This is a genomic window from Gelidibacter japonicus, assembly GCF_010725055.1.
In the GTDB taxonomy this organism is placed as follows: domain Bacteria; phylum Bacteroidota; class Bacteroidia; order Flavobacteriales; family Flavobacteriaceae; genus Gelidibacter; species Gelidibacter japonicus.
The window spans coordinates 61,277-86,016 of record NZ_BJKB01000007.1; the positions used below are offsets into that span (position 1 = coordinate 61,277).

General features: G+C 38.5%; 18 protein-coding genes. 14 read left to right on the forward strand and 4 right to left on the reverse strand.

The genetic code is table 11. The features are described from left to right. Positions 1-5 precede the first annotated feature (5 nt). Both G6N06_RS08905 and G6N06_RS08910 read left to right on the forward strand, forming a co-directional pair. A complete protein-coding gene (locus tag G6N06_RS08905) occupies positions 6-1,808 on the forward strand; it encodes a chloride channel protein (protein ID WP_163516019.1) in 1,803 nt (600 codons plus the stop codon). Then, positions 1,808-2,041 (forward strand): hypothetical protein, encoded by a 234-nt coding sequence (locus G6N06_RS08910; protein WP_163516021.1) that lies wholly within the window; start codon positions 1,808-1,810, stop codon positions 2,039-2,041. The genes G6N06_RS08905 and G6N06_RS08910 overlap by 1 nt, the downstream gene beginning before the upstream one ends. Here G6N06_RS08910 and G6N06_RS08915 read toward each other — a convergent pair. Next, a complete protein-coding gene (locus tag G6N06_RS08915) occupies positions 2,038-2,487 on the reverse strand; it encodes a nucleoside deaminase (RefSeq protein ID WP_163516023.1) in 450 nt (149 codons plus the stop codon). The two genes, G6N06_RS08910 and G6N06_RS08915, sit on opposite strands and share 4 nt — an antisense overlap. A 61-nt stretch (positions 2,488-2,548) precedes the next feature. Between G6N06_RS08915 and dxs the strand changes: the two genes are divergently transcribed. After that, the gene (gene dxs / locus G6N06_RS08920) at positions 2,549-4,327 is read left to right on the forward strand and encodes a 1-deoxy-D-xylulose-5-phosphate synthase (protein ID WP_163516024.1); all 1,779 of its coding nucleotides are present in this window, start codon (positions 2,549-2,551) and stop codon (positions 4,325-4,327) included. On the opposite strand, the gene G6N06_RS08925 is transcribed toward dxs, so the two are convergent. Continuing rightward, positions 4,324-4,461: a hypothetical protein gene (locus tag G6N06_RS08925; protein WP_163516026.1), complete on the reverse strand. Its 138-nt coding sequence runs from the start codon at positions 4,459-4,461 to the stop codon at positions 4,324-4,326. The genes dxs and G6N06_RS08925 overlap by 4 nt on opposite strands. A gap of 72 nt (positions 4,462-4,533) precedes the next feature. Further along, positions 4,534-5,877, reverse strand: a complete 1,344-nt coding sequence (locus tag G6N06_RS08930) for a deoxyguanosinetriphosphate triphosphohydrolase (RefSeq protein WP_163516028.1) — start codon at positions 5,875-5,877, stop codon at positions 4,534-4,536. 179 nt (positions 5,878-6,056) lie between these two features. Between G6N06_RS08930 and G6N06_RS08935 the strand changes: the two genes are divergently transcribed. After that, positions 6,057-8,792, forward strand: a complete 2,736-nt coding sequence (locus G6N06_RS08935; RefSeq protein ID WP_163516030.1) for a TonB-dependent receptor — start codon at positions 6,057-6,059, stop codon at positions 8,790-8,792. A gap of 51 nt (positions 8,793-8,843) precedes the next feature. Then, on the forward strand, positions 8,844-10,037 hold the full coding sequence (locus G6N06_RS08940) for a beta-helix domain-containing protein (RefSeq protein WP_163516032.1): 1,194 nt from the start codon (positions 8,844-8,846) through the stop codon (positions 10,035-10,037). A gap of 297 nt (positions 10,038-10,334) precedes the next feature. Here G6N06_RS08940 and G6N06_RS08945 read toward each other — a convergent pair whose 3' ends face one another. Continuing rightward, positions 10,335-13,589, reverse strand: a complete 3,255-nt coding sequence (locus tag G6N06_RS08945; protein WP_163516034.1) for a zinc-dependent metalloprotease — start codon at positions 13,587-13,589, stop codon at positions 10,335-10,337. A gap of 461 nt (positions 13,590-14,050) precedes the next feature. Here G6N06_RS08945 and G6N06_RS08950 point away from each other — a divergent pair, with 461 nt between their 5' ends. From G6N06_RS08950 to G6N06_RS20050, 9 genes are all read left to right on the forward strand, one after another. Continuing rightward, complete coding sequence (locus tag G6N06_RS08950) at positions 14,051-14,986, forward strand: bifunctional riboflavin kinase/FAD synthetase (RefSeq protein ID WP_163516036.1); 936 nt, start codon at positions 14,051-14,053, stop codon at positions 14,984-14,986. Further along, positions 14,979-16,331 carry an HTTM domain-containing protein gene (locus G6N06_RS08955; RefSeq protein ID WP_163516038.1) on the forward strand — a complete coding sequence of 451 codons (1,353 nt, stop codon included), beginning with the start codon at positions 14,979-14,981 and terminating at the stop codon, positions 16,329-16,331. Before G6N06_RS08950 ends, G6N06_RS08955 begins: the two co-directional genes overlap by 8 nt. A 61-nt stretch (positions 16,332-16,392) precedes the next feature. Beyond that, positions 16,393-17,661, forward strand: a complete 1,269-nt coding sequence (serS, locus tag G6N06_RS08960; RefSeq protein WP_163516040.1) for a serine--tRNA ligase — start codon at positions 16,393-16,395, stop codon at positions 17,659-17,661. 387 nt (positions 17,662-18,048) lie between these two features. Beyond that, a complete protein-coding gene (locus G6N06_RS08965) occupies positions 18,049-19,833 on the forward strand; it encodes a tetratricopeptide repeat protein (protein WP_163516042.1) in 1,785 nt (594 codons plus the stop codon). 209 nt (positions 19,834-20,042) lie between these two features. Then, complete coding sequence (locus G6N06_RS08970; RefSeq protein WP_163516045.1) at positions 20,043-20,366, forward strand: DUF4286 family protein; 324 nt, start codon at positions 20,043-20,045, stop codon at positions 20,364-20,366. A gap of 205 nt (positions 20,367-20,571) precedes the next feature. Further along, positions 20,572-21,357, forward strand: coding sequence for a 16S rRNA (adenine(1518)-N(6)/adenine(1519)-N(6))-dimethyltransferase RsmA (gene rsmA, locus G6N06_RS08975; RefSeq protein ID WP_163516047.1), 786 nt, complete (start codon positions 20,572-20,574; stop codon positions 21,355-21,357). A gap of 18 nt (positions 21,358-21,375) precedes the next feature. After that, positions 21,376-22,749, forward strand: coding sequence for a magnesium transporter (gene mgtE / locus G6N06_RS08980; RefSeq protein WP_163516049.1), 1,374 nt, complete (start codon positions 21,376-21,378; stop codon positions 22,747-22,749). 315 nt (positions 22,750-23,064) lie between these two features. After that, positions 23,065-24,012 carry a 2-hydroxyacid dehydrogenase gene (locus tag G6N06_RS08985; protein WP_163516052.1) on the forward strand — a complete coding sequence of 316 codons (948 nt, stop codon included), beginning with the start codon at positions 23,065-23,067 and terminating at the stop codon, positions 24,010-24,012. Between the two features lie 156 nt (positions 24,013-24,168). After that, the gene (locus G6N06_RS20050) at positions 24,169-24,603 is read left to right on the forward strand and encodes a DUF4870 domain-containing protein (protein ID WP_163516053.1); all 435 of its coding nucleotides are present in this window, start codon (positions 24,169-24,171) and stop codon (positions 24,601-24,603) included. Positions 24,604-24,740 lie beyond the last annotated feature (137 nt).

Genomic DNA, 24,740 nt, shown 5'->3' on the forward strand with positions numbered 1-24,740 from the left:
AAATAATGCCAAAGCATAAGACATTAAAGCGTTTTTTAATTTTGAGATATAAATATATTTCACAAAAAAACTATGTCTATGTCCTATGTATTCTTGTTGGTCTTTTGGTAGGCTTGGCCTCTGTAGCATTAAAAAACATCACCTTTGCCATACAGTCATTATTGGAGCAGGGCATTGTTGTTTCAGAAAATCAATTATACTTTATTTTACCATTTATTGGACTGTTGTTCGTATATCTCTTCAGAAAATACTTTGTCAGATCCGAACTTGTACCCTCAGTGCCTTCATTTTTAAAGCGTGCCATTCCATCACTGCTATATTCTCTATTGCGGCAAAAAGGGCTACTGTCGTATAAATTGATCTATCACCCTCTAATTTTAGCGCCACTAACCGTTGGATTTGGTGGATCAGTCGGGTTATTGGGTCCAGCAATCACCTCCGGATCGGCATTGAGTTCCAATTTAAGCAGGCTGTTGCATGTGGACAGAAAAACAAGGACCTTGCTCATTGCTTGTGCTACTGCAGGCGCGATGGCATCAATGTTTAAGTCGCCCATAGCAGGAATTGTTTTTGCCATTGAAGTGTTTAGTCTCGATCTTACCTTTGTGTCACTATTGCCATTATTAATCGCTTCAATTTGTTCAATTTTAACGTCATACTTTTTTTTGGGAGATGAAGTCCTGTTCAATTTTTCGGTATCAGATAATTTTTCGATCTCCGACACGCCATTCTATATTCTTTTAGGGATTGGAACTGGGATTGCTTCGTTATATTTTACGAAGATCTATTTTGCGATCTATGCTTTTTTTGACCGCTTTAAAACGCGTTTTGTAAAGTTACTGGTTGGCGGTTTAGCCATTGGAATCATGCTTTATTTCATTCCACCGCTCTATGGGGAAGGCTTGAGTTTTACTCGCGATTTGTTCAGTGGAGATTATTTGAGCGCTTTGGGCTCCAATCCTTTCGATAAATATCTGGATAATGTCTGGGTGGTTGTCGTCCTTCTTCTCGGATTCTCGGTCTTCAAGGTTATTGCCATGACCACTACCTTTGCGGCAGGCGGCGTTGGAGGGGTAATTGTTCCAACCATGGTGATGGGAAGTGCCCTAGGAAATGTTATTGCCAAAATATTGAATAATTTAGGCTTAGGATTTCAAGTTTCCGAAGCCAATTTCACGTTGGTAGGCATGGCAGGATTGATTGCAGGAGTCATTCACGCACCACTGACCGCCATATTTTTAATTGCCGAAATTACTGGAGGTTACGCACTATTCTTGCCTTTAATGATTACGGTGGCCATTTCGTATATGATCACCAAAAACTATATGGAACATACCATTTACACGCGCGAACTAGCGGAGCGAGGTGATTTATTGACTCATGACAGAGATAAGAACGTATTGACCCTCATGAGGCTTGAAAGCGTAATTGAGAGAAATTTTATCATCCTGCACCCAAAAATGACCTTTGGTGAAATGCTCCACGAAGGGGTGTCCAAATCAACCCGAAATCTATTCCCGGTAACAGATTCCGAAAATCAATTTTTAGGTATTATCTTATTGGACGATATCAGGGAATTGCTTTTTAACCAAAAATTATATGACACTACTTTTGTTAATGACTATATTCATAATCCTCCAGATGTCATTATCTTTGAAGAAGACACCATGCAAACCGTCATGGACAAATTCCAACGTTCTGGCGCATGGAATCTTCCTGTCCTAAAGGACGGAAAATATTATGGGTTTGTATCAAAATCCAAACTATTGACTGCTTATAGACGTCAATTGATTAACTTTAATAAATAATGAAATATCTAATAATTGTTCTTACTGTAGCCGCTGTGGGCAGTATTGCCATAGGATTTATTTTCGAGACTGAATATTCCCAAAAATTTATTGGTTTCGGAACCATGGGATTATTTGTTCTGGTATTCCCTTTATTTGCCTATTACCGATGGAAAGATAAGGACTTTAGGGATTATATGCTTACCAAAGAAAATCTCGATAAGATGCGCGATAAGGAAAAACACAACTTTTAATTCAGATTTCGCTTTTCAATAAAAAATCGTTTTAATAATTGGGATGATTCTTCTGCTAAAACACCGCCAACCATGACCGTTTTGGGATGTAATTTGGTGTTCAGGACAGTACAGCCTCTTTCGTTATCCTTTGCTCCATAAACAATCCTACTTATTTGACTCCAATACAACGCACCGGCACACATTTGGCATGGTTCCAAAGTGACGTATAAGGTGCAATTTATTAAGTATTTTCCACCTAAAAAATTTGATGCTGCAGTAATGGCCTGCATTTCGGCATGAGCCGTAACATCTGTAAGAAGCTCGGTTAAGTTGTGTGCCCTGGCAATGATTCGGTTATCAATGACAATGAGTGCGCCCACGGGAATTTCACCCTTTTCAAAAGCATATTCTGCCTCCTGCAAGGCCTTTTTCATAAAATAAACGTCGTCAAAAGGGTTTTCCACTAGATAATCTTCAAGGGTTAAAAATCAAAAATACAATTTCAAATGCTACATTTGTACTCTGATGAAAAAATTATTGGAACATATCAATTCGCCTTCCGATTTAAGAGCCTTAAATCAAGAGGATTTACCACAACTTGCCAAAGAATTACGCGAGTTTATTATTGATATTGTCGCCACTAAAGAAGGGCATTTAGGTGCCAGTCTTGGCGTTGTAGAACTGACGATTGCACTCCATTATGTGTATAATACACCTGAGGATTTATTGGTGTGGGATGTTGGCCATCAAGCCTACGGACATAAAATCCTGACGGGTAGAAAATCGATTTTCCATACCAATAGACAACTTCATGGCATCAGTGGTTTTCCAAAACGAGATGAAAGCGTATATGACACTTTTGGCGTTGGGCATTCTTCTACCTCCATTTCTGCAGCTTTGGGAATGGCTATTGCCTCCCAATTGAAAGGTGATCACAAACATCATGTCGCCATTATTGGTGATGCCTCCATTGCGAGCGGAATGGCTTTTGAAGGTCTCAATCATGCAGGTGTTACGGATGCCGATTTACTGGTCATCCTTAATGATAACGCCATTGGGATTGATCCAAGTGTAGGTGCTTTAAAACAATATCTGACCAATGTCAAAAAAGGTACTGAAAAACAAGACAATATTTTTGAAGCTCTAAATTTTGATTATACCGGTCCAATTGACGGCCATGATTTACGTGGAATCATCAAGGAGCTCAACCGACTCAAAACTGTAAAAGGGCCGAAGTTTTTGCATGTCATAACCACCAAAGGCAAAGGATTGAGACAAGCTGAAGAAAACCAAGTCATTTATCATGCACCAGGAAAATTTGATTCCACAACTGGAGAGTTGGCTATAAGATCAGCATCTGCACTTACAAAGTTCCAAGATGTTTTTGGATTGACCATAGTTGAATTGGCAAAACAGAATCCAAAAATTGTAGGCATAACTCCCGCCATGCCAACCGGCAGTTCTTTAAAATACATGATGGATCAAATGCCGGACCGGGCTTTTGATGTGGGCATCGCAGAACAACATGCCGTGACGCTTTCCGCAGGAATGGCGACCCAAGGTATGATGGTTTTTTGCAATATCTATTCTACTTTTTTACAACGTGCCTATGACCAAGTTATTCATGATGTTGCCTTACAAAATTTACCGGTCATTTTTTGTTTAGATCGTGCGGGTTTGGTAGGTGAAGATGGCGCTACACACCACGGTGTTTTTGATTTGGCCTATCTGAGATGTATTCCCAACCTCATCATTAGTGCGCCTCGGAATGAAACTGAATTGCGAAACATCATGTACACAGCACAATTGGGGCTTCAGCATCCTATCGCCATTAGATATCCTCGTGGGTATGGGGCCATTCCAGATTGGAAACAACCTTTTAAAAAATTGGAGATTGGAAAAGGTGAATTGCTTACAGAAGGAAATGGTGTCGCCATTTTAACCATCGGATTTATTGCGGAGAACGCCAAAGAAGCCATTTCAAATTTGAGTGCTAAAAACAAAGTTGCCCACTACGATATGCGCTTTGTAAAGCCGTTGGACGAAACCCTTTTACATGAGATTTTCAAAAAATTTGTATACATCATTACCATTGAAGATGGTACGATCAAAGGCGGATTTGGATCAGCAATTTTAGAGTTTGCAGCGGAACACAATTATTTCCTTCCCATAAAAACATTAGGTGTTCCAGATAGTTTCATGGAACACGGCAGTGTTGCGCAATTGCAACAGTTGGCAAACTTAGACGCCAATCATATAGCCAAAACCATCGAAGAAAGCTTAGCCTATATCGAGACCCACTAGGTTGAGGGCTGTTGTACTTTATGAGTGCTGACCTGGGATGGTAGTTCTCTCGTATGGGAAAGATCATTGACCACAAATAAAAAAGCGACAGTTATTAATAAAATAACAATGGCAGTGAGCGCATTCTTTTTCATAATAATTGAGTTAGGAATTCATCAAATATACAAAAATACCGATAAAAAGCAAATTTATCCGATAAAAAGCAATTAGAAGTGAGTTCCCTTTAATTTTTTATGTGTTAAAATGGCCTTACTATCTGAAAATTTAGCAACATAATTGCAAATACCCAATAAGCTGTCGTATAAATTTTCTTGATCGAGATCTAAAGTTTTCGGGAAGATTTTAAGTATCAATTTATGATAGTTGCTTAAGGTACCGTGGTGATAGTTACTGATGGTATCTGTAAAAACATCTAAAATACCATCGATAATCTTATAACCAGCAATTTCCTTATCTACAACTTCTTGAGACTGATACACTTTTTCAACACTTATTTTGATAATATCATTTATCTGAGCTTGGTACTTCGAAAGGTCTAATAAAGCCTTGTCAAAATTTCCGTTGAGAATATCTTCCTCATGGGCCATAAATAGCTCAACAGATTCGTTGATCAAGGTGCTAATTGCCAAGGCGCGTAAATAACTGACACGATCTTCGGTGTTGGATAAGGCATGATAGTTTTTCGAATTAATGGTGTTCTTCACTAATTTGATAAGGTATTCCAATGCAAACTCTTCCTCAATCAGGCCTAAATTGATACCATCTTCAAAATCGATTATGGTGTAACAAATATCGTCAGCAGCTTCAACCAGAAAAGCCAAGGGGTGTCTGGAATAGCTCAAGTCCTGAGGATTCCCACGATTGATCAATCCGAGCTCCTGTGCTACATCAGCAAAGGCCTCCTTTTCGCTTTGAAAAAATCCGTATTTCTTATCGGCGATACTAGTTGTCGGTTTTTTAGGTAAGGATTCTTTTGGATATTTCATAAAAGCTCCAAGAGTTGCGTAACTCAATCGCAAACCACCTAATCGCCCTTTGCGACTTTCCGTCAATATTTTAAAACCATTCGCATTGCCTTCAAAATCGCATAAATCCTGATATTCCTTATCCGTTAAATACTCTTTAAAACGTTTGCCATTGCCATTTTTAAAAAACTCACCAATCGCCTTCTCGCCAGAGTGTCCGAAGGGCGGATTTCCAATATCATGAGCCAAGGCAGCTGCGGCAACAATGGCACCGAAATCATTGGTCTGATAGCCATGGATGCTTTGTAGATGTGGATATTTGGCCAGTATTTCTTGGCCCACTCGCCTGCCAAGACTTCTTCCCACGACGCTTACTTCCAAACTATGGGTCAAGCGGGTGTGGACAAAATCGGTTTGCGACAAAGGAATAACCTGGGTTTTATCCTGAAGGCTTCTAAACTCAGAAGAAAAAATGATGCGATCATAATCCACTTCAAAACCCAAACGGGTTTCATCCTGTTCTTTTCTAATCCGTTTATTCGAATCTCCAAATCGTTTTAATGACAATAATTGTTCCCAGTTCATAGTAAGGTTTTATGCGTCTGCAAGATACATTTTTCAATGTTAAATTAAGATGTCCATTTTGTAATAATTTACCTAAAGCTAACATTCATCTAACTTTTTTATGACTTAGGTTTCATCTTGACTTAACCTCCCATTTACACATCATGGCTTTCTTTGCAGTGAATATTTATAACCAACAGATGAAGAATATTTTAATTGCATTACCCTTTTTTTTCTCCTCAATTCTGACTGCACAATCTACAGCATCCATCGCCGGAAAATTGATTGATAAAGAATTTAACAATGAGCCTTTGGCTTTCGGAAACGTGCTGATAAAAGGCACCACGATTGGAACCACGTCGGATATGGACGGGCTGTACGTTTTTAACAATTTAAATGAAGGACGATACACGCTCATCTACAGCTATGTCGGCTATGAAACCAAAGAATTGGAAGTGGCATTGGAAGCAGGAAAGGTAGTGAGTATTGATGTTGATATGGTTGCCAGCGCCGCAAGTTTAGATGAGGTGCTCATTACCGCAACCACCCGAAAAATCAGTGAAACTGCTTTATTGATGGACCAAAAAAACGCCGTTGAGATCAAGCAAAGTATTGGCATAGAAGAATTATCAAGAAAAGGCGTGGGTGATGTGGCTACTGCAGTAACCAAGACAACGGGAGTTTCAAAACAAGAAGGATCCAATACCATTTATGTGCGTGGTCTCGGAGACCGGTATAATTCTACCTCCATTAATGGTCTTCCTGTAACCTCAAATGATCCTGAAAAGAAAAACATAGACCTTGATCTTTTTTCAACAGATATTGTTGAATATATAGCTATCGATAAGGTCTATAGCCCGCATATCCCTGGAGATTTCGCTGGTGGAAATGTTGATATTACCTCCGTCAACTATAGAGGTAAGGGAATGTTTGAGTTTTCGATCGGCTCGTCCATAGGAACAAATGCCATGACAAAATTCAACGATTACAAATTACAGGATGGTCCAAATAAATCTGGTTTTTCTTCTTATGGCGTTCCCAATAATCCATTAAGCGGTTATCATTTTGAAAATAGCTTAGCCCCCGTAAAAGAAAAACCATTAGGAAGCAATTTTGGACTAAAAGCGGGCAAATCTTTCGAGATAGGAAAAAAAGGCAAGCTCAATTTATTTGCCACTGCGAGTTTTGATAATGACTTTGAAGCTCGCGAAGGCATTAACCAAAGCGTCAGTGCACAAGGTGCAAAACTAAAATCTTTTCAACAAGAACGTTTTTCTTATAACACCAATACTACAGGCATGTTTAATGCCAATTATCAGATTAATTCCAAGCATAAACTTGCCTATAACTTTTTAATGGTGAACTCTTCAAATCAAAATAGAGATACTTACCAAGGATTTATTCGTGACATTGCTGAAGAGGACAACGGACTGATACAACGCAGCACTTACATTCAAAATACTTTATTGGTCCATCAATTGTTGGGAACCCATAAATTGTCCGATAAATTCGATTTTGACTGGGCAACTTCTTACAACAAGGTAGAGGGTGACATGCCGGATAGAAGTCAAAACACTTTAAAATATTCGGACGATGCCAATGGTTATGTTTTTGCGCAAAACACCATTACCGACAACCACCGATATTATCAAAACTTGATTGAAGATGAATTGGCCGCCAACCTCTCAGTAAACTATAAACTTAATGAAGATGTGGATGGCAATTCCAAAGGCAAAGTGACTTTAGGCTATAACGGAAGATTTAAAAAACGTGATTTTGAAGCCATTCAATTTAATTTCAGAATTTCAGGATCTCAATTAAATACGCCGATTGACCCTGACAATTTAGACCTGTTCTTAAATCAAACAAACTTTGACAACGGCCTGTTTAGTATCGAATCCTTCGCTGGCTTAACCCCTCAAACTTATGATGGTGATCAAAACATTCACGCTGGTTATGGGAGTTTGGAATATCAATTTTCAGAAAAACTGAGCGCTATGGCAGGCCTGCGCTTTGAAAAAGTAGAACAGACCGTGTCTTGGAGAACACAACTCGACGCCTCAGGAAAAAGCAACACATTCGACAGAAATGAGTTTTTGCCAAGTGTTATTTTAAAGTATGAATTGAATGACCAACAAAATTTACGTTTAGGCGCGAGTAAAACCTATACGCTCCCACAATTTAAAGAAAGAGCCCTCTTTATTTACGAGGATGTCACAGAGGTAAAAGTTGGTAATCCGGATCTCTATCCTTCACAAAATTATAATCTCGATTTAAAATGGGAGGTTTTCCCTAAAAGTTCAGAGCTTTTTTCTGTCACAGCCTTTGGAAAATACATTCTGGATCCGATCAATGAAATCACTTTAGCCTCTTCCACCAATGATATTTCATTTATAAATACAGGAGATGCCGGATATGTTTATGGTGCTGAAATCGAACTCAGAAAGGATATTTTCAAGTTTGATGAAGCCCATTCCAATCAACTTTCTGCAGGGTTGAATGCCACTTATATGCAAACCACTCAAGATTTGGATTCTGAAAAAGTAAGGCAAGAAACAAATTACAACACTAACCTGACACATGACACTTCAGGTTTTACCGGAGCTTCTGATTTTTTGTTGAACGCAGATTTATCATACATCACAAAGTTTAGTGGTGACGCTAACTTGATGGCCACATTGGCGTATTCCTATACTTCAGACAGACTTTATGCCCTTGGTGTAGAAACCAAAGGAAACTTGGTTGATAAAGGTGTGGGTACTTTGGATTTCATACTAAAAACAAAGATAAACAAGCACATAGGTCTCGATTTCTCGATCAAGAATCTGCTTAATCCAGCCGTAGAAAGAGTTCAAGAAAATGCATCAGAAGATATTACGGTACTGTCGTACAAGCGTGGAGCGTTTTTCAAATTAGGATTGCATTACAAATTTTAACAACTCAATAATTATAAATTAAATAATCAAAATCAATTAACAAGTAACATTATGAAAAAAACAATTTCGAAACTTTTAGGAACAGCACTTTTATTGGCTTTAATATTTACAACGGCCTGTTCAAGTGATGATGACAACCCATCAGATGATGATGGTGGAACTACATTTGTCTTAGATCGTGAAAATCTTAACGGAGAGATCAATGAAGGTGAAGTCATCTTGGAATCTGGAACTTATAAATTAACCGGAAAATTAATTGTCAACGCTGGCGCTAAACTGACGATTAAAAGCGGTGTTAAAATAGAAGCTACTCCGGCTACAAGTGGTGATTTTGCCGCAGTACGTTATATTGCTGTTGCACAAAATGGTAAAATTGATGTACAAGGCACAGCTTCCAATCCGGTAGTTATGACCTCCGCAACTCATGCTCCTGGCGCTTGGGGAGGACTGGTATTGTGCGGAAATGCTCCAATAAACAAAGGCACCACCGCTTCTGCCGAAGTATCCGATTTAACTTACGGCGGTGGAGACGCAAATGACAGCTCAGGATCACTTAAATATTTGAGAATTGAATACTCTGGATTTGCTTACAATTCAGAAAAAGAATTCAATGGTCTGTCACTTTTCGGCGTGGGCAGTGGTACAACCATAGAATATGTTCAAGTTCATGAAGGCTCAGATGACGGTTTTGAATTTTTCGGCGGAACAGCACATGCAAAATATTTAGTTGTAAGTAATTTCTCTGAACAAGTAGGTGATGATCTGTTTGATTGGACTGAAGGTTGGTCAGGAACTGGTGAAAACTGGTATGGTATCAGAACAAATGCAGGCAATAGAGGCATTGAGGCTGATAACAATTCCAACAATCATTTGGCTACACCAATCTCTAACCCAACTATTAAAAACCTCACCTTAGTTGGTTTGGGAGCTGCTGACACAAGTTCTGAAGCACAAGCCATCAAGTTGAGAGTGGGTACTCAAGCACAATTTGACAATGTGGTACTGAGCAACTGGAAAACTGGCTTCGACATTCAACATGATGAAAGTGTGGGCTATGTCGCTGCAGGCAGTTTAGCAGCGACCAACGTCAAATTTGACAATGTCAACACACTATCTGTAGGAAAAGACACTGCTGGTGAAGCTGTTGATGTATCGGGGGTGTACAGCATCAATGAAAATGCCACAGGAGCAGGTAACGGCAGTGCCAAACCTGCTTGGGCGAATGGATGGACCATAGGTTTATAAAATCAAGAACTACGGGGCCCGTCCGATCGGCACGGGCGGGTATGCCTCGAGGTATAAAAACGCACTGGTGTGAATAAAAATGCAAGTTAAAATTTGAGTTAGTCTTTAAGTTGCAACAGACCTTTTCAATCGTATGAAAGGGTCTTTTTTTTGTTTTACATTGAAATATGACAAACAATGAAATCCAATGCTTTTAAATAAATATTGAATTGTATTTTCTACAGTTTCCAAAAAGTCCATAAAAAAACCGTCTTAATTCAGTAATGGAGACGGCTTTAGTACTTTACTAGGTATTCTTTAATGAACAATAATCTTTTTCGTAACCGATTTTAATCCGTCTGAGATATTGATCAAATACATTCCGGATTCTGCATGATCCATTCGAATGACTTCCCTGAAGCTGGAAGTGTCTTTAAAACGGTTTTCCAACACTTTTCTTCCTCTGATATCATATATTATCACCTTGATGTCATGTCCTGAATGAGATTGTAGTTTGATAGTGAAATCACCATTATTCGGATTAGGGAAAATCGCAAAGGCATCAAAGTTATTTTCATCAACAGATAATGGTTGTGCAAGGCAAAGCTCTAATGTAAACTCATCTAAGCTTCCACCATCATTATCAAAAAGATCCGTGACTTCAAGAGTCCAATTCCCCGCAGACATTTCGCCATAAATTGCTGACAAATCTTCCTCAGGTATAAAAGAGCCTGTAAAAGGTGCACTGGCACCAACAATAGAGTTTGTCGCTTCTTGGTCAAATACGGTGTTAGTGTAATTTTCATCAAAATCAACGCCGTTGTTGTTGGACAATACGACTCGAGTACCTGAAGGACTGATCAAAACCATTTTGATATCTCTTATCCAAGCATGAACAATATTGACTTTTACATTTACATCTGTCACAGGTAAGTTGTCTGTCAGTGCGACGACCGAGTTATAGACATTTGAACCCATGGCCGAGATAACAATTGGTGTATCTGTTGCCGTAATAGGACCATCACAAGTTGATATACCCGTAGAAAAAATAAATTCGGAAGACGTTGTACCTATCGCACATCTATTGGAACCTGTAACTCTCCAATAATAAACCGTTTCTAATGCCAAGGCAGTAGTAGTATATGAATTGGTTGTTAGCGTCTGAGAATCTACAATATCACTAAAATTGCTATCTGTTGATATCTCCACGAGGTAGTTCTCCACATTGGCATCATCTTCCCAGGCGAAACTCACATCACTGTATAGTCCGGAAGCACTATTGGCAGGTGCAGTTAAAACTGGGGCTTCAATTGTGCTACTGAAGACGCTTAACGCCACTGTAGAACTATTTGTAATACTACCGGAGGTTCCTACTGCTGAAATCTCATAATCTCCAAGAGAAGTACTACCAACACCTGTTACCGTCATCGTCACCTGAGTTCCATTGGCAGTTGCTGCGGCTGGACTAAAAGTAGCGGTGGTTCCGGCTGGTAAATTCGCTGCAGAAAAGATGGTATTTTGAGTGTAACCACCAAACGTATTGTATATAAAATCGTAGACCGCATTATCATCTGGTTGACACACTGTAACTGAAGGTGTTGTGAAATTTAGAAGATAATCGACACTTATGATTTTAAAATTAGATGTATTCACATTATAAAAAATGTTTCCAACACTTTCAACCATGATTCTTGCTGTATTGGTGTTAGTCACTTGAGGAACCAAAACCTCATAGGCCCCGTTATTAGGCACATTCGATGCTAAGGTATAAGGAAATGTTACACCACCATCTATAGACAGCCTGATATTGACATTTGCTGCGTTGATAGGAGACATATTGGTATTGGCAACATCCCATGTGACCGTTTTAGTCGATCCAATTTCCCAAGTGACATTTGAGGTTTGGGAAGTTACCTTAAACGGACCGGCAGCGGCAATTGTAGTGACCGCCATATTATCAACAGCTGTTTGTCCGCCCCGTGCATCATTGTCTCTAACGGTAAGAACAAAATTCAGGACTCTTCCCACTGAAGCCAATTTTTCCCATGTTGTTGAATTTCCTCCATTGGCAAGGACATCCTGGAGTTTTGGCAGGTATCTCACAGGGTTTGGCGTACCTTGAAAAGAACGCACCATTGGACCAAACTCAGTAGTTTCTGTTGGTATACCTGCAGAGCCCAAATCAAATTGTTCCCATGTATAGGTATGTGATGAAGTGCCATCAACATCTGTGGAAGAGCCTGTCAACCTAAAAGGTGTAGAGATTGGGATATTATACGATGCTCCGGCATCGGCCGTGGGGGCTGTATTTCCGGTAACTGTCAAAGCACCACATGTGCTGTTGCCAGTAGTAATGTTAGTCCATATTTGACGTAAACTAGCCTGATGGAAGTAATCGTTACTGTTGTTTTGAACATTTTGAGGTGAACAAATACCGGCGTAGCTCATAATTGTAGAGCCACTTCCTGGTTCATAAGCGGTAGCAGTCGTTCTTGTTCCTGTACCACAATTTCCTGCAGAACCGTTAAATGTATGTGTTGCCCCTAGCTGATGTCCTATTTCATGGGACACATAATCTATGGCAAATGGATCTCCTATAGGATTCGGCAAGCCCGTGGTCCCGCCCCCTTTATTCGTTCCGCAGGCACTACGTAAATAAGCTGCCCCTCCAGAACCTGTTGTAAATGAATGTCCAATGTCATAATTGGTGTCTCCAACAATTCCGTTGAATATACCTGTTAGTGATGAAACACTTTCATTATTCGGAAAGATACTATTTCCAGGTGTCGAAATCAAAAGATTATTATTGGCCACTAAGACCATCCTGATGGATAATTCCCGATCATAAATCCCGTTGACTCTTGTCATTGTTGTATTAATTGCAGCCAAAGCAGATGCAACCGTACCGCCGTGAAAATTTGTATATTCGATACTTGTGCCTACTGCCAATCGGAATGTTCGTCTTGTACCATCAATGGCATTTCTTGCCGACACGAAATCCAACTCTATTTCATTTGACAGCCCATCATCCATGACACCACATTCAAAGTAATTCTGCACAATTGGAACGCCTCTTCTCGAGAACACTTCATAGGCACCATCAGTGGCATAAGGGTTAATAAATTCCGTTCCCCCATCAATAGACATGGTCATGGTGTGCACCTGATCTGAAGACACACTGAAATATATTACTGTTGACGAGTTTTTTAAACTATAGCCAACATAAGAACGAATCTCGGGGAATTTTGATTGCAACTCAGGATGCATCACTGAATATTCCATAACTCTGAAGGTTTCCATAGACCCCTCTGAATTCGGAAAATCAATGAGTGTTTTGGAGAGAACTGCTGAATCTCTTTCTGGGGCATTCTTTAATCTTGACTTCAGACCCTCCATATCCAACTTATAGTATTGCGCTTTGACCGGGTTAGAATTCTTTGGTAGCAATTTATCATGTGAAATACTGTTCTTTGTTATCTTGGTCCAAAGAGATTCATTTTTTTGCCCATAGGTCATGGAAAAAGCAAAAATCACAATAAAAAACAAACTAAACTTTAAATAGTTATTTTTCATATAGTTTAAAGAAATTTATCGATATCATATATAGTCGAGTGAAAGTTACATTCAAATTAAAGAAATCACAAAACAAACTGTTAATGTTTTTTAAGAATCCATAAGCAAACTATAGTTTTATATACGATAATTTGGAAATATCTCTGTAAAAACATCATTTTAATTAGCTGTGATCTGAAAAAAACACACAAGACCTCAACTTTTTTAAAAATCAAAACACCTTTTTATTTAAGTCCAACCTTTACACACAAGCTTTAATAGGAACAGGCATTGACGTTCAGAGATTATGACTTGCTTTAAATTCTGATACTGTGTCTTGATCTCTATATGATGAGTGATGAATTTTAAAGAAGAATACTCTTCAAAGCTTATGCTCCTTTCAAATTATGCCCCTCACGATCCAATTCACAACTAGTAGTTTTTTTTAAACCCTTAAATAACTATTTTTACAAAAAAATCTATTGGAAGTACTTACAGCATCAAACAGTTCCATCCCAAAAACACCATCGGTAGTTACTATTGGCACCTTTGATGGCGTCCATATTGGACATCAAAAAATCATTAAAAAACTCACAAAAAAAGCATCCCAAGAAAATCTGATCTCCGTGGTGCTCACTTTTTTTCCCCATCCACGAATGGTCTTACAGCAAAATCCAAATATTGAACTGTTGAACACCATTTCTGAACGTAAAGAGATTTTATCGGCATTAGGTTTGGACTTTATTTATGTAAAAGAGTTCACTAAGGAGTTTGCAGAACTCTCCGCCCGTGAGTTTGTCAAGACTATTTTAGTAGATACACTTCATGCCAAACACGTGATCATTGGGTATGACCATCAATTTGGAAAAAACCGAAGTGCCAATATTGACGATTTAAAACGGTTTGGAATAGAATTCGGATTTCAGGTTGAAGAAATCTCTGCCCAGGACGTGGAAGATGTCGCCGTGAGTTCGACAAAAATAAGAACTGCCCTCAAATCGGGTGACATCAAAACCGCCAATTCATTTTTAGGATATGACTACTATATAAATGGCACCGTAGTCAGAGGAAAAGGACTTGGTAAAAAAATGGAATTTCCCACCGCCAACATACACGTAGCTGATGCCTATAAACTAATTCCCAAAAATGGGGTTTATGTAGTGTCGTCAATGTATAAGGGTAAATTAATCTATGGGATGATGAACATTGGCGTTAATCCCACCTTTGATGCCAATAAAAAAACCATAGAAGCCCATTTTTTCGATTTCAAAGAAAATCTTTATAATCAAGAATTAAAAATAATTTTCTTGGACCGCTTAAGAGATGAACATAAATTTGATTCGGTTGAAGCCCTTATCGCACAATTGAGACAAGATCAAAAAAACGCCCAACAGATTATATCAGCGCTCAATGCATAAGCTGCTCTTTAAACATATAGACAATAGCGCACTTATTGTATTCCGGATTATTTTCGGATTTCTCATTTTCATGGAAAGCATCGGCTCCATCTACACAGGGTGGATCCGACGAACACTGATAGAGCCACAACAAACATTTTCGTTTATTGGGTTTGAATGGCTTCAGCCCCTTCCAGGAAATGGCATGTATTTTTACTATGGCGTGATGGGCCTTTGCGGACTGTTAGTCATGGTAGGCTATAAATACCGATGGAGCATTATTGTTTTTACCATTCTTTGGACAGGCACCTATTTGATGCAGAAATCATCTTATAACAACCATTATTACTTATTGATTCTGTTGAGTACCATGATGGTTTTTCAGCCGGCTCATAAATATCTCTCTGTCGATGCCAGGTTGCATCCAGAAATCAAGATGATCTCAATGCCCCGTTGGTGCGCCTTGATATTTATATTTCAAATGTTTATTGTTTACACTTACGGCGCCATTGCCAAAATTTACCCAGATTGGCTGGATGCTACGGTAGCTGAAGTGTTGATGAAAGGTAAGAAAGATCTCTTTTTAGTAGGCGAAATCCTACAACAAAAATGGACACATTATACGATTGCCTATGTAGGCATTTTGTTTGATGCCTTAATTATTCCGTTATTACTCTGGAAGCCGACACGTAAATTTGCTTTTTTCGCTTCTATTTTCTTTCATTTGTTCAATTCCTACGTTTTTCAAATTGGCATTTTTCCTTACTTATCCTTAGCTCTGGTTCTCTTCTTTTTTCCGACCAAAACCATACACCGTATTTTTTTGAAGCGGAAACCCTATTATGATGAGAAAGAAGTTATCGTCCCAAGCTACCACAAACCATTTGTTGCAGTATTTATCATCTACTTTATTGTTCAAATTGGATTACCGCTTCGCCATTGGTTTTTTAAAGATGATGTACTCTGGACAGAAGAAGGCCACCGTTTGTCATGGCGAATGATGCTTCGTGCCAAGAGTGGGCACACGACTTTTAGGGTCATTGATGCAGAAACCAATGTGCAGATTCCAATACAAATTGAAGATTATCTCAGTAAAAAACAACTGCGGACCGTCAGCACCAAACCTGACGTTATTTGGCAATTTGCCCAACGTCTAAAAAAAATGTTTGCAGAAAAAGGTCAGGACGTCAAGGTGTATGTCAATTCGTCCATTCGTGTCAATGGTGGAGAGCTTAGGCAACTCATTGACCCTGAGGTTGACCTGGGCAGCGTAAAATGGCAACCGCTCAGACACAGCGAATGGTTGAGACCCTCTAAACAGGAAAACTCCTCAAGAGAAATAAAAGACAATAATTATTTTGATTGAAATTCAAAGACTTCAAACAGACGCCTAAAATTTCCTTATTTTTGACATCAAATTTAAAATTATGTTACAAGTACCATTTATTAGAGATCACCGAGAAAAAGTGATTGAAGGTTTAAAAAAAAGAAACCTTGATGCTACGCAAATGATTGATGAAGTCATTGCCTTAGATGAAACCCGACGTCGCCTACAGACGGAATTGGATAACACCTTGGCAGAGTCCAACAGCTTATCTAAAGAAATCGGAAACTTGTATAAATCCGGACAAGCCGAAAAAGCCAATGCCTTAAAAGAAAAAACCGGAGAGCTAAAAGAGTCTTCAAAAACACTTGGAGACGATCTTAACGCGACAATAGAAGCCTTAAACCAATTACTCTATAAACTTCCAAACGTTCCCCATAAAAGTGTACCGGCCGGAAGTACAGAAGATGATAACGAAGAGGTATATAGAAAAGGAGACATTCCAACCTTACATGACAAGGCTTTGCCACATTGGGAATTGGCAAAAAAATACGACATCATTAATTTTGAACTGGGAAACAAAATCACGGGTGCTGGATTTCCTGTATATAAAGGTAAAGGCGCCAAATTACAACGGGCATTGATTTCTTATTTTTTGGATAAAAATACCGCTGCAGGTTATACTGAGTATCAATTGCCGCTTCTGGTCAATGAAGCGTCTGGCTTTGGTACTGGGCAATTACCAGACAAAGAAGGCCAAATGTATCATGTTACGGAAGACAACCTTTATTTGATTCCTACTTCTGAAGTTCCAGGGACTAATATCTTTAGGGACGAGCTACTGAATGAATCCGACCTTCCTATCGGTGTCACAGGTTATACGCCGTGCTTTAGACGTGAAGCTGGAAGTTACGGCGCTCATGTAAGAGGATTAAACCGTTTGCATCAATTTGATAAAGTAGAGATTTTACGTGTAGAACATCCAGATAACTCTTATAAGGCTTTAGATGGCATGGTTGATCACGTAAAAGAAATCTTAGATGAACTTAAATTACCATACCGCATCCTACGATTGTGTGGGGGCGATCTCGGATTTACTTCTGCGTTGACCTACGATTTTGAAGTGTTCTCTACAGCACAGGATCGATGGTTGGAAATCTCATCAGTTTCAAATTTTGAAACTTTTCAGGCCAACCGGTTGAAATTGCGATTCAGAAATTCTGAAGGAAAAAATGAATTGGCACATACACTCAACGGAAGCTCTTTAGCTTTACCTAGAGTTTTGGCTGGGATTTTGGAGAATTATCAAACTGAAGATGGTATCAATATCCCCGAGGTTTTGATCCCTTATACTGGATTTAATAAAATCTAATTTGTAGGAATTAATATACGTAAATTCGATGAAATGCTAAATATTCACGTTGTTCAACGAATATTTGGCATTTTTTTTTGTTTTTATGGAAAAAATTTTCAAGTTAGTACTCCCAAATTGAAATTGTCCAACGATGAAAAATTTTGTCCGTATTTTAATAATTATATCCTTAGTGGTATTATTAATCAAAGTTTTGTTTTAAAATATAGCCCGTCGCTCAAAAATACTTAAGAAAACCAAACAAGATATTTGAATCATTTTATAATTAATGGTTAATAGCACAATTATTTTGATGGTAATGCCTAAACTCACGTTTAGGCATTTTTTTTATAAAAACATTCACAATTCCTTCGACTATAAGTGGTTATATTTACATAAATTAGCTTCATGAAACAGTTCGTTTGTCTCCTTTTCCTTCTTCTTGGATGCCTTTCGTTTTCGCAAAGCGACGAAGAACAATTGGCGGCAGATTATTATAAACGTGGTGAATTTGAGAAGGCACTCATATCATATCAAAAGTTATATGAGACCCAACCCAATAATTATTACTACATTTTCCATTTGATCAAAACCTATCAGGAATTAGAACAATTTGATGCTGCAGAATCGCTCATCAAATCCAAGATGGCCGTGTATAGAAATCCATCATTAGTCATAGAATTAGGATACAACTATCAATTACAGGGCGACATGGACAAGGCCAACGAATGTTATGAGGAAGCCATCTCAAAGCTTGAGGAACGCGCTGACTATGCGCCTTTGATTGGCAGACAATTTGAGCAACATTCCCTACTGGATTATGCCATTAAAACCTATGAAAAAGGGATGGCACTTGATCCTAATTTAAACTACAATCGAGAATTGGCAAATGTGTATGGAGAACAGGGCAATATTGAAATGCTTTTCACCAACTATATAGCTTATATAGAATTCAGGCCTGAATTTTTGAACAGTGCCAAAAGAGAGTTCAGCGATTTTATTTCAGAAAACAAGGACAATGAGAATAATTTGCTCTTAAGAAGACTACTCCTCAAAAAAATTCAAATCCAACCAGACACCTATTGGTACGAAATGCTTAGTTGGTTGTTTATCCAAGAGAAAGCCTACGACAGAGCCTTTACCCAAGAAAAAGCTTTGTATATGCGTCAACGCGAAAGTTTAAATCGCATTATTGAATTGGCGCTCACCACACTCAGCGATAGAGAAAGCGACCTAGCCACTGAGATTTTCAATTATGTTTTGGAAAACACTCAAAATATTGCTACAATTCTGACTGCCAACCAATATCTACTGGATATTGAAACAACCGATGCAAGTCCAAAAGATTTACCCAAAATAGAAGACAAATACAATCAACTTTTTTCAACCTATGGCCTATCTGAACAGACTTTGGGGCTTCAAATAGCATATGGCAATTTTCTCGCATTCCATTTAAACAGGTCTGAAGAAGCGAGCAACTTTTTAAAGGAAAGTTTAAAACTCAACCTTTCGCCCTTTCAACAGGCAACGGTCAAAATGAAGTTGGCCGACATTTTAGTGTTTCAAGAAAAATTCAACGAAGGTTTGATTTATTATACACAAATCCAATCCAACGTAAAAAACAGTGTACTTGCACAGGAAGCCCGATTTAAAGTGGCAAAAACGAGTTATTATAAAGGTGATTTTGAATGGGCAGAATCCCAATTAAAAATATTAAAATCCTCCACCTCACAGCTGATTGCCAATGATGCATTAGATTTAAAACTCCTAATTTCTGATAATAAATACGAAGACTCACTTCATGTGGGGTTAAAACTCTACGCCAAAGCCGATTTGATGGCATTTCAAAATAAACCTGATGAAGCCATATCACTCTTAGACAAAGTACTGACGGAACACAAAGGCGAAAGCATTGAGGACCAGGCCCTATTTAAACAAGCAGAACTCTTTGTTCAAAAAAAGCAATATGAAAAAGCCGTTTCAAATTACGAATCCATTATAGCCCATTACAGTGATGGCATATTAGCCGACGATGCCTATTATCATTTGGCAGAATTGTACAATAACATTCTTTCTGAACCTGAGAAGGCCAAAGCTTTATATGAAAAAATCATCTTTAACCATCAAGACAGTATCTATTTTGTGGAAGCACGGAAGAAGTTCAGGATGTTGCGTGGGGATTCGATAAATTAATTTTTAACCAGAAAAATCGTCAATTCAACTCATTCAGTATTAAAATGAAGAATTTAGAACTAAAAAAACAGTAAACTCTTCGTTCAAAAAAACAGAAGTTCCGTTATTTGTAAATCCTTATTGCCTATAGTGATAAATTCTCTATCACAGTGATAGAAATTTGTTTTCTTATCAGCAAACAAGGTCCATAAATTTGAAAAACTGATACCATGATCATATACAACGTCACCTCCAATATAGATGTCAGCATCCACGATCAATGGCTTGTCTGGATCAAAGAACATATTCCTCAGGTTTTGGCAACTGGCCATTTTACGGAAGCAAAACTCACTAAAGTTTTGGTCGATAATCAGTCGGGAAGCGTTACCTATTCCGTTCAGTACCGAGCAAAATCTCGTGAGGCGCTCAGCAATTACTACACTAATGATGCTGCCAAACTACGTCAAGACGCATTTGCCCAATTTGGTGATAAAGTTTTGGCATTCCGCACAGAATTGGAAGTCATTGATGAATATAGCGTAAAATTCAACTGATTTAACGGCAAGAGAATACAATGACCTTGTTCCGTTAAAAATCTGAGTTTCCTCATTCAGACCAGATAGATTAGCCTCACATCCAGGTCCCTGAGAACAAAGAAAAATAAACCGAACTTTGCATCTCCAAAAATAATTCTCACTAACTTCGCGCTTCGACAGACAGGCTTTAAGCTTCTAACCTTTTCAAAATCACTATAAATCTGTGTCAAAAGATCATCAAGTCAGAGCAAAAAAACATCTTGGTCAGCATTTTTTAACCGATGAAAGCATTGCTGAAAAGATTGCGAATTCCCTTTCCTATAAAGGTTATGACCATGTGTTGGAAATTGGCCCAGGCATGGGTGTCCTGACCAAATATCTATTGAAAAAAGACATCATTACGCATGTAATCGAAATTGATACTGAGTCTGTAGAATATCTGAAAAACAACTACCTAAATCTCGTTGATCGGATTATTGAAAAAGACTTCTTAAAGTATAACCTAAAAGACGTTTTTAACGATCAACCTTTTGCCATCATCGGAAATTTTCCTTATAATATTTCATCACAAATTCTATTTAAAACTTTGGAGATGCGTGATCAAATCCCCGAGTTTTCGGGGATGTTCCAAAAAGAAGTAGCACTTCGGATATGCTCTAAAGAAGGGAGTAAGGTCTATGGTATTCTTTCAGTTCTTACTCAGGCTTTTTACGACGCCGAATACCTTTTTACGGTGCCGCCATTGGTATTCAATCCGCCCCCAAAAGTAGATTCGGGAGTGTTACTTCTGACCCGAAAGACAAATTATAAACTCCCATGCGATGAAAAGCTATTTTTCAGAGTGGTAAAGACAGGCTTTCAACAACGTCGTAAAACACTCCGAAATAGTTTAAAGTCATTCGATTTATCCGAAAATTTAAAATCAAACCTTATCTTTGACCAACGCCCCGAACAGTTAAGCGTACAGCAGTTTATTGCACTGACCCAACTCATAGAAAACGATCGCTAATTCATAAAAACAAGCCATTTGCAAGACAAAAGAGAGAACATACAATTTGAGCTTACCGACGAACTTATTGAACAAGTCCAGCTTCTTATCAGCACCAAAAATGATAAGGAGCTCAACCGACTTCTAAATGAATTCCATTACGCCGATATTGCCGAAATTCTGGATGAAGTCAATCTGGAAGAGGCGATGTATGTCATCAAACTTTTAGATTCAGAGACGACATCAGAAGTGTTGATGGAATTGGATGAAGACAATCGACAAAAAGTCTTACGAAACCTTTCATCCAAGGAAATTGCAGAAGAAGTTGAAGAACTGGACACCGATGATGCGGCCGATATCATTGCAGAGCTTTCCGCCGAACGTCAGCGCGAGGTCATCCATCATATTGAGGACAAAGACCACCAAGCTGAAATTACCGAATTATTAGCTTACGATGAAGATACAGCTGGAGGCCTCATGGCCAAAGAGTTGGTAAAAGTTTATGAAACATGGACCGTTGCAGGATGTTTGCGCCGAATTAGGGGGCAGGCCAAAGATGTCACCAGAGTCCACTCCATATACGTAGTCAATAAACAAAATAAGCTCATTGGTCGACTATCTTTAAAAGATTTGATCGTAGCCAAAAGTGATGAAAAAATTGCGGACATCTACATCAAGAATGTCGATTATGTAAAAGTGGATGAAGATCCTGAAGAAGTTGCCAAAATCATGGCAAAATATGACTTGGAGGCCATTCCGGTGGTTGATGATGATATGGTATTGCTTGGTCGTATTACGATAGACGATATTGTAGACGTTTTAATTGAGGAAGCCGACAAAGATTATCAATTGGCTGCGGGTATTACCACAGATGTAGAAGCCGATGATAGCATCTGGCACTTGACCATAGCACGTTTGCCATGGCTCTTTATTGGTATGTTTGGAGGTATTGGAGCAGCAAGTATTATTAATGGGTTTAGCGATGCCATGTTACAGTTTCCTGCCTTATTGCTTTTCATTCCTTTGGTTCAGGCCACCGCAGGAAATGTGGGAGTCCAATCTTCGGCCATTGTGGTAAAGGGTTTGGCAAATAACACTATTGACGGCAATATTATAGGAAGACTCTTTAAAGAAATGTTGTTAGGTTTAGTCAACGGACTTGCTATTGCATTTGTAGTATTAATCATCAGTCATTTCGGATTTCATACCACCTATTTAGAATCATTAACAATTTGCGTCGCTTTAGTGACCGTTATTATCATGGCCGCATTAATTGGCACCTTTATTCCAATCTTCCTGGACAGACGCGGCATTGATGCAGCAGTTGCCACTGGGCCATTTATCACCACAAGCAATGATATCTTTGGAATTCTGACCTATTTTATCGTTGCCAAATTGATTTTAGGGTTTTAGGCTGTAGTGCATTGGGCTTCCTGTTCAAGTGATGTTTTTCATTGTAATCTTCAAAATTGTGAATTTCCAATTAACTTCTATATTTTAAAATTACAAGATTAAAGATTCCTTCCCTTGACCATTGAGCTTGTCGAAATGAAGAGAAGAGTTTGTCCCGATTTTTTTCGGGATGAATTTAAACCCTGAAAAGGGTTTAAGGACGGAAGGGCTTTAAATTAGAAATGTTTCATTCCAACTAAATGTTTAACCCAATTTCCTTAATTTTGATATTACGAACCATTAAAATTGAGATTTCTGCTTTCGCAGGAAGTAAACATGAAAATCCTCCACGTCGATACCAATCACCCGTTACTCATCAATCAACTCCATACTTTGGGCTTTGAAAACGATGAGGATTACACCTCTCCAAAAGAAGCTATTGAAGCCAAAATCCAAAATTATGATGGCCTTATCATAAGAAGTCGTTTTAGCATTGACAAACAGTTTTTGGACGCCGCCAAAAAACTCAAATTTATAGGCCGTGTAGGTGCCGGATTGGAAAATATTGACGGCGATGTTGCACAGCAAAAAGGTATCCATCTCATCGCAGCACCCGAAGGCAATAGAAATGCCGTAGGAGAACACGCATTAGGCATGTTGTTATCTTTATTCAACAAACTTAATAAAGCCGATCGTGAAGTACGCTCCGGACAATGGCTTCGTGAGGCCAACAGGGGAATTGAATTGGACGGAAAAACCGTTGGCCTTATTGGTTATGGCAATATGGGGAAAGCCTTTGCCAAAAAATTACGTGGATTTGAAGTAGAAGTCCTTTGTTATGACATCAGGCCCAAGCTAGGAGATGACCATGCGCGACAAGTGTCTCTCAAAGAATTTCAAGAAAAAGTGGATGTTGTAAGTCTGCACACGCCACAAACGCCACTGACTATGGGAATGGTCAACACCAAATTCATTAATGCCTTCTCAAAACCATTTTGGTTGATCAATACCGCTCGCGGAAAAAGTGTGGTAACCAAAGATTTGGTAACTGCTTTAAAATCATCTAAAATTCTTGGCGCAGGACTGGACGTTTTGGAATACGAAAAATCATCTTTTGAAGATCTATTTACCTCTGAAATTCCAGAAGCCTTCCAATATCTCATCAAGGCGGAGAATGTTCTTCTCACACCACATGTTGCAGGTTGGACGGTTGAAAGCAAAGAGAAATTGGCGCAGACTATTGTGGATAAGATTAAAGTGAAATTCAATCCAATGGTTAAATAACCATCAATTATTCAATAAGATTTGAATTCATAACTATTGACGATTTCGTGACATTCATGTGAGATTTTTACTTCATAGCGATGAAATTGTCTTTATTGTAAAATCAAAGCTATTTTTATTACCTTTAAACTTCTAACCTTTAAAACATTACAACAAATGACTAATAATCAAAATTTAGGCGACGATCTTAGCGAGAAACTGGACGAGACAAAAGATACCGCAAAACAAAAAACAGATCAGTTTTCGGAAGACGCAAAGCGAGCAGCCAATGAATTTGAAAACGATGTAAATTCCGTTTCTAAAGACGGCAAAAACATTGCACTCATTGCACACCTTACTTTAATCGGTTGGATCATTGCCTTCGTAATGAACAACAACACAAAAAGTGAATTTGGCTCGTTTTATATCCGACAGGTATTAGGACTGGGTCTTTGTGGACTAGTGTTAAGTTTTATACCGCTTCTTGGATGGCTTGTGAGCTTAGGTATCTTTGTTCTTTGGATTATGAGTTTAATAGGAGCACTCAACGGCGAAAAGAAATTAACTCCAGTATTGGGCGAGTACTTCCAGGATTGGTTTAAGTCCTTATAGGATTCTATTTTAAAATAATCTTAAAGAGCCAAATTGTTGATGATTTGGCTCTTTTTTTATGTTAACCATAAATTAACTTTCTTGATTATTCAGGCATTCATATACTCAAAAACAATATAATAAAAACAAGTTGAATC

What these genes read in the sequence shown, in the direction of transcription:
- G6N06_RS08905 (WP_163516019.1), top strand. Translation starts at nt 6, where the DNA reads ATGCCAAAGCATAAGACATTAAAGCGTTTTTTAATTTTGAGATATAAA.
- G6N06_RS08910 (WP_163516021.1), top strand. Translation starts at nt 1,808, where the DNA reads ATGAAATATCTAATAATTGTTCTTACTGTAGCCGCTGTGGGCAGTATT.
- dxs (WP_163516024.1), top strand. Translation starts at nt 2,549, where the DNA reads ATGAAAAAATTATTGGAACATATCAATTCGCCTTCCGATTTAAGAGCC.
- G6N06_RS08925 (WP_163516026.1), bottom strand. Translation starts at nt 4,461, where the DNA reads ATGAAAAAGAATGCGCTCACTGCCATTGTTATTTTATTAATAACTGTC.
- G6N06_RS08930 (WP_163516028.1), bottom strand. Translation starts at nt 5,877, where the DNA reads ATGAACTGGGAACAATTATTGTCATTAAAACGATTTGGAGATTCGAAT.
- G6N06_RS08935 (WP_163516030.1), top strand. Translation starts at nt 6,057, where the DNA reads ATGAAGAATATTTTAATTGCATTACCCTTTTTTTTCTCCTCAATTCTG.
- G6N06_RS08940 (WP_163516032.1), top strand. Translation starts at nt 8,844, where the DNA reads ATGAAAAAAACAATTTCGAAACTTTTAGGAACAGCACTTTTATTGGCT.
- G6N06_RS08945 (WP_163516034.1), bottom strand. Translation starts at nt 13,589, where the DNA reads ATGAAAAATAACTATTTAAAGTTTAGTTTGTTTTTTATTGTGATTTTT.
- G6N06_RS08955 (WP_163516038.1), top strand. Translation starts at nt 14,979, where the DNA reads ATGCATAAGCTGCTCTTTAAACATATAGACAATAGCGCACTTATTGTA.
- serS (WP_163516040.1), top strand. Translation starts at nt 16,393, where the DNA reads ATGTTACAAGTACCATTTATTAGAGATCACCGAGAAAAAGTGATTGAA.
- G6N06_RS08965 (WP_163516042.1), top strand. Translation starts at nt 18,049, where the DNA reads ATGAAACAGTTCGTTTGTCTCCTTTTCCTTCTTCTTGGATGCCTTTCG.
- G6N06_RS08970 (WP_163516045.1), top strand. Translation starts at nt 20,043, where the DNA reads ATGATCATATACAACGTCACCTCCAATATAGATGTCAGCATCCACGAT.
- G6N06_RS08985 (WP_163516052.1), top strand. Translation starts at nt 23,065, where the DNA reads ATGAAAATCCTCCACGTCGATACCAATCACCCGTTACTCATCAATCAA.
- G6N06_RS20050 (WP_163516053.1), top strand. Translation starts at nt 24,169, where the DNA reads ATGACTAATAATCAAAATTTAGGCGACGATCTTAGCGAGAAACTGGAC.